3 protein-coding genes and 1 pseudogene (1 of these 4 only partly in view) are annotated in these 1,746 nt (G+C 51.0%); 2 read left to right on the top strand and 2 right to left on the bottom strand.

The features are described 5' to 3' along the window. A protein-coding gene (locus HQM11_21445; protein ID MBF0353603.1) for a type II toxin-antitoxin system VapC family toxin crosses the window boundary here: on the top strand, window positions 1–15 show its final stretch. 360 nt of this gene lie to the left of the window's left edge; the window shows 15 of its 375 coding nt (coding positions 361–375); its start codon lies off the left edge, out of view; its stop codon occupies window positions 13–15. A 244-nt stretch (window positions 16–259) separates the two neighbouring features. On the opposite strand, the gene HQM11_21440 is transcribed toward HQM11_21445, so the two are convergent. Both HQM11_21440 and HQM11_21435 read right to left on the bottom strand, forming a co-directional pair. Beyond that, window positions 260–1,471: a DUF1566 domain-containing protein gene (locus HQM11_21440; protein ID MBF0353602.1), complete on the bottom strand. Its 1,212-nt coding sequence runs from the start codon at window positions 1,469–1,471 to the stop codon at window positions 260–262. After that, window positions 1,466–1,636: pseudogene (locus tag HQM11_21435) on the bottom strand (FG-GAP repeat protein). The gene HQM11_21440 and the pseudogene HQM11_21435 overlap by 6 nt, the downstream one beginning before the upstream one ends. On the opposite strand from HQM11_21435, the gene HQM11_21430 reads away from it, so the two are divergent. Then, on the top strand, window positions 1,585–1,746 hold a 162-nt coding region (locus HQM11_21430; protein MBF0353601.1), incomplete at its 3' end, for a zinc ABC transporter substrate-binding protein. The pseudogene HQM11_21435 and the gene HQM11_21430 sit on opposite strands and share 52 nt — an antisense overlap.

Raw genomic sequence — 1,746 nt, 5'->3', positions numbered from 1 at the left:
AAGGATGCCGCCTGATCAGCGCGGATGGGGTTTATCCAGTTTTGGCGAAGCTCCAGTCTGAGTTTCATTACGAAAATTGGATGGCCTGAATATGGACCAAGGCTTCAAACCCTACGGATTGTGAATCCGTTTCTGGATGCGACATTTTAACCGCCCTGACGGGCAGTTCCCTGCCCACGCTTCCGTCTGTTTCCCACAACCATGGCAATTGCTCCACCAAGACCAGTGGAACAAATCACCCAAGCACCAAATGACCAACTCACAATCCTCCACGAACGCACCGCACAAGACCGGAAGAGTTATCAGGACCGAAGTAGCCTTCCCCGAAATGAATGCGCCATGTGGCTAACGAATTACTAACATCGGAAGTAGACGACATGTAGTATGCAGAGGTTTGGGTATTTGAAAAATAGCTGGTATTAATGGCAGGGTTATAGGAACTATAATCCACGATGGATTCGAGTTCCTTGATATCGGGCAAACGCCAGTCTGTAAAATTTTCCAAAGCCAAGCTTTCACAATAATTTAATCCCTGATCCTTGCTTCGTGCCGATCCATCATCGACTTTTTGCCACATTAATCCAGTTGCAAGATCCTGCACCGTACTGTTTTCTGACAAATAGTTAACGGTCCAGATTCCAGACGAAGTTCCGCCACGAACACAACGAACATAGCTGGTGGTGGATTTAACATCTCTATTAATCTCACCCTTTTGGGTGGACAGATACCATGCATGAGTTGAATTATTTATGTACGACATTGATGACCAATAACGATTATTCTGTGTATTGGGAAAATACGTGCCGTTGATGGCAGGATTATACGTGCCATAACTCACAATACTCTGCAATTCTCTGGGTGTCGGCAATCGCCAATCACTGTAGCCGCCCAGCGACAATCCGGAACAGTAAGTTCCTGCGTTATCCCAGGTTCGGGTTGATCCATCATCCTCTTTCTGCCACATCAACCCGGTGACATTGTCGGTCACGGTGCTGTTGCCGTTATCGGTGTACGATGGGGTGTGGGTGGTGTAGTCATGGTCTTCACCAAACGTGGTGGTGTAAGACGTGGTTTGCCCGGTATCAGGAACCGGCACCGTCACCAGGATGCCGGTGGAGTGCGTCCATGTGCTGGCAAGCGCGGTGCCGCCAGAACTTTGGGCGCCGGTCGTCACCCGGATCTTGTACGTCGTGCCGCCCGTCAATGACGCATACGGCGTCAACGTGAAGCTATAATTGCTGTTGGATGCCACCGGCGCCGCACTCATCCGCACACAGGTGCTGAAACTGTCGCTGGAAACCTGCACACTCCCCGAACACGTCGTGTCCGAAGTGTTGGTCGTGATCGTGCTGGTGCTCATCGCCTGACTGAAATTCACCACCCACCCCGTACTCTGTCCCGGTATCCAGCTTCCCCCATCCGCTGGGGAGGTGCTACTCACCGTCGGTGCATTCCCGGAATAGCGGTACACATACACCGCTCCGGAATCCGCTGCGCTGTTGTCGGAACTGGCGGTGGTGCCGTTGGTGATGGTGGTTTGGTTGCTGTCTTCATTGTGAGCACCTACAACGATAGTGTCACCCGATAGAGAAACACTGGCACCAAAATAATCACTGGCTTCCGCATATCTGGGTATCGCCCCTGCTGGTCAAAATACAGATTGTGCACATGCTTCAGGCACTGATCCGGTTGAATCCGGAACAAACAGAACTGTATCAACAGAACTATCAACGGTTTCAGGCAGAA

The organism is SAR324 cluster bacterium (assembly GCA_015232315.1).
Classification (GTDB): domain Bacteria; phylum SAR324; class SAR324; order SAR324; family NAC60-12; genus JADFZZ01.
The sequence above is the reverse complement of the archived record's forward strand: the minus strand, read 5'-3'. Positions and strand labels throughout refer to the sequence as shown.